Here is a 3695-nt window from a genome sequence, read left to right on the forward strand (position 1 = left end):
CTATTATGTTACTTTTTGTCATGTGTGTATTCCTCAGTTAAGAGTTTATATTTTGCAAAATAATTCTATCATTCTGCTGCGAATACACCGCTTATTTCTATATTAGATTTTCATCATACACTAGATTCGAGTATAACTCATGAATTCATGTGCCTTATGAAAGTGTAGATATACTCCATCAACCCCAACACCTTCAAAAAGCTGGTCTTTCTCCACAAAAGCCTCCAATGGAGCATTCCATGTTAGCGATAACATATATGTTTTACCCTGAAGTAAACCACCAGAGCCATATTTCTTTCTAACATCATATCTAGATCGACCATCATTAGCATACATAACACCATGACCTGTGGTGAATACTTCATCGATATATTTTTTAACAATCCAAGGTGGATCCATCCACCAACCTGGCATTTGATAAATTACTGTATCAGCCCAAAGCCACTTTTGAATTTCCTCATCTATATCATAACCATCATCAATAACTGTAACTTTAATATCATGATCAATGCTCTTAAGATGACTCTCAGCAATATCATTTAAATATTGATTCAAAGCACCTTTTGAGTGCCCAAATTCTTTTTTACCATTAATTAATAATATTTTTTCATATGTTTTGCCAGTAATAATTAAATAATAGCCAAGTTAATCAATTGGCCTCCTTGACAGACTGCACCGGTATTATGAATACTAATTACAACACCGCCATAAGGTAAAACTAAGTCTTTCTTTTGCATAGTAGATGTCTGAATATATTGACCAATTACATCTCCAGCTTTGAAAATATCGCCAGGCTTAATAAACCACTCATACAAACCACCCTCTATTGCTTTTAAGTGCTTATAGTTAGCTCCATAGACATGATGTCTAATACCACTATTTAATAAATCAGTATTAAAAGGTGAATCAATAATATCTTTATATTTCAGATAATTAAGGATACCTTGAGTCTGCATTTTAGCATTTGTGAAATTTATATACTCTTCAGAGCCTAATTCAAGTGTGTAACCTTCTTTTAGTACTTTTTCATCTCTACCTTGTTTTCTGAACTCTTGAGACAAGTGCCACCATGGACAAAATATAGCTTCATCAAGAGCTCCACCAGCTTTATCATTATCAATAATTAGCATATCTTTATAGCCAAATTTTTCTGCTGTTTGTCTAGCAAACTCTGCAGTATATAAATAAGTAGTAGCATCTGTATCAGTATGTAAATCAAGGACATAATCTGCTTTTTGGGCTTCTCTTTGGACTAGAAGATTTAATCTTTTTGCTCTAGATAGCTCCCACTCATTTGCTAGTTCTTTATCTAATTCTTGCTGTAAAAGATTTTCAAAAGCTTGCTCATACTCCGCTGTAGATGAGCTGATATGTTCTTTGACAAATGCTGAATAATCAATAGATGGGTAAAAATAGTATCTATTAAAATTATCTCCTGTTGCCGAGTCAAATCTACCTTGGTGCCCTGCTCCTATAAATACATCTTTACCGATAGGATTACATTGAGGGATTAGATAAACATCGCCTTTTGGCTGATGCTTTTTGAAATACTCAAGAAGCTCAACCATTACAGCATTTCCCTGTAGTTCTGAAGCGTGCATACTTGCTTGCATATATATACTTGGTGCTGATAAATCAGAACCTTTGATAGTTATTTTCTCTACATGAATATCTTCACCTGTTGATGATTGACTTACTTTGATTTTTTGTTTGGAAATATAGTTAAACATAATGCTAATTCAATTTTTTATGATTACATAATTATAACAATATAAAGCTTATACTATAAGAATATTTACTATCAAAAACATTTATTGACTCAATAAGTATTTACTATTACACCACTAGTTCTAAAATGCTAAAATGTCTCAATAAATCTTAAAACTTAGTAATAATCTGATGATAAAAGTAATTACATTCAATGCTAATGGTATACGCGCAGCTGCTCGTAAAGGGTTTTGGGAATGGTTTAAAACGCAGGATGTAGACTTCTTATGCATACAAGAGACAAAAGCACAATTTCATCAATTAGAAAAAGATGAACAGCATTTCCCAGACGGTTTTTACTATGATTTTAAAGATGCTGTAAAAAAAGGCTATAGTGGTACAGCTATATACGCTAAGAAAAAACCTCTGAAAGTTATCAAAGAGCTTGGACTAGATTGGGCTGATGATGAAGGTAGATATATTCAATTTGATTATGAAAACTTTAGTATTGCAAGTTTGTATCTACCCAGTGGTTCTAGTGGAGATATTCGTCAAGAGTATAAAATGCAGTTTCTTGAAAAGTATAAAGAAATATTAAAAGAACAGGCAGAATCTGGTAGAGATTTTATAGTTTGTGGTGATTTTAATATTGTGCATAAAGAGATAGATATTAAAAACTGGAAATCTAATTATGGTAAGACATCTGGAGTACTACCAGAAGAGCAAGCTTGGTTAGATCATATTTTTGATGATCTAGGTTGGGTTGATACTTTCCGAGTGATTAATCATGAACCGTTACAATACACCTGGTGGTCAAATCGTGGTCAGGCGCATGCAAACAATGTCGGCTGGAGAATTGACTATCATATCTCAACGCCTGTTCTAAAAGATAAAGTTGTACCTAAATCAGATTATGTCTACAAAGAAAACTGGTTTTCAGATCATGCACCACTAACTATTAGTTATGATTATGAGGTTTAATTGTGTCTACTAAAGAATATAGGTATGGTATTATAAATGCAAACTCCAAATACTATTGGCATAAAAAATATCTTAAGTTTACAAAGACTAATCATCTTTTATATCACTACACCGATGTGAATGCATTTAAAAGTATAGTTGAAAATAAGTCGCTATGGATGTCTAGTCCAAAATACTTAAATGATAGTAAAGAATTTATTGATGGTAAAAATAAAGTTTTTGAATTCATAGACTTTTATCTCGCTAGAGATAAAAATATAAGTAAGGACTCCATAAATATACTACAAAAGGTACAAGAGAAATTAAGGCAAAGTGAAACTTTTAATGATGATATTTTCATATGCTCATTTAGCACACGTGGAGATGACCTATCTCAATGGAGATCATATGGACAAAATGGTAGTGGAATTTGTATAGAATTTAAAAACCTCGGACAAGAACAATTGCTAGATTGTATTCTCAATGTTTATAGAGATACCAAAATGTACTTCATTAGGTGTCAAGTAATTTAAACATTTCTTAGGTCTATTATTCAAGTCTATCTGTAACTTTCTAATGTATTGATGAGATATATTGTTAAAGTTAGTACCTTTAGGTATAAATTGTCTGATATACCTATTCATGTTTTCATTAGTACCTCTTTGCCAAGGACTGTATGGATCAGCAAAGAATACTTTGATGCCAGTCTTGCTAGTTAGCTTCTTATGTTTAGCAAACTCTTTACCATTATCAAATGTAGCTGTTAATATTTTATGACCATTAGATACTTTGTACAATATTCTATTGATTGAATTAGCTGTTCTATCTATAGACTTGGCTAAAATAGTAAATCTGCTAGCTCTATCGACCATTGTTACAATAGCACTTTTATGGTCTTTACCAACAATAGTGTCACCTTCAAAGTGATAAAGATTTTTTCTATTAGCACTGCTAGGTCTTTCAGAAATACTCGCTCTATCCTTTATCTTAACTTGTTTAGAGTCACCTTCTTTTTTGTATTTATATTG

Annotated in this window: 4 protein-coding genes and 1 pseudogene; 2 read left to right on the forward strand and 3 right to left on the reverse strand. The window is 32.0% G+C overall.

All coding sequences use genetic code 11. The features are described 5' to 3' along the window. Window positions 1-138: 138 nt before the first annotated feature. Both F8C69_RS09520 and F8C69_RS09525 read right to left on the reverse strand, forming a co-directional pair. Window positions 139-627, reverse strand: a pseudogene (locus tag F8C69_RS09520) (NAD(P)H-dependent oxidoreductase); the annotation flags it as partial. Between the two features lie 2 nt (window positions 628-629). Then, a complete protein-coding gene (locus F8C69_RS09525) occupies window positions 630-1730 on the reverse strand; it encodes a M14 family zinc carboxypeptidase (RefSeq protein ID WP_159184998.1) in 1101 nt (366 codons plus the stop codon). A 169-nt stretch (window positions 1731-1899) separates the two neighbouring features. On the opposite strand from F8C69_RS09525, the gene F8C69_RS09530 reads away from it, so the two are divergent. Together F8C69_RS09530 and F8C69_RS09535 are read left to right on the forward strand one after the other, a co-directional pair. Further along, the gene (locus F8C69_RS09530; protein WP_159184999.1) at window positions 1900-2688 is read left to right on the forward strand and encodes an exodeoxyribonuclease III; all 789 of its coding nucleotides are present in this window, start codon (window positions 1900-1902) and stop codon (window positions 2686-2688) included. A gap of 2 nt (window positions 2689-2690) precedes the next feature. Continuing rightward, window positions 2691-3200 (forward strand): hypothetical protein, encoded by a 510-nt coding sequence (locus tag F8C69_RS09535; RefSeq protein ID WP_159185000.1) that lies wholly within the window; start codon window positions 2691-2693, stop codon window positions 3198-3200. Here F8C69_RS09535 and F8C69_RS09540 read toward each other — a convergent pair. Next, window positions 3135-3695: IS30 family transposase (locus F8C69_RS09540; RefSeq protein ID WP_159183759.1), on the reverse strand; the 561-nt coding region annotated here is incomplete at its 5' end. The genes F8C69_RS09535 and F8C69_RS09540 overlap by 66 nt on opposite strands.

It is taken from the genome of Francisella noatunensis subsp. noatunensis, assembly GCF_009823375.1.
In the GTDB taxonomy this organism is placed as follows: Bacteria; Pseudomonadota; Gammaproteobacteria; order Francisellales; family Francisellaceae; genus Francisella; species Francisella noatunensis.

Bases quoted from the DNA above. Each gene is read 5' to 3' on its own strand.
- F8C69_RS09525 (WP_159184998.1), bottom strand. From the start codon at position 1,730: ATGTTTAACTATATTTCCAAACAAAAAATCAAAGTAAGTCAATCATCA.
- F8C69_RS09530 (WP_159184999.1), top strand. From the start codon at position 1,900: ATGATAAAAGTAATTACATTCAATGCTAATGGTATACGCGCAGCTGCT.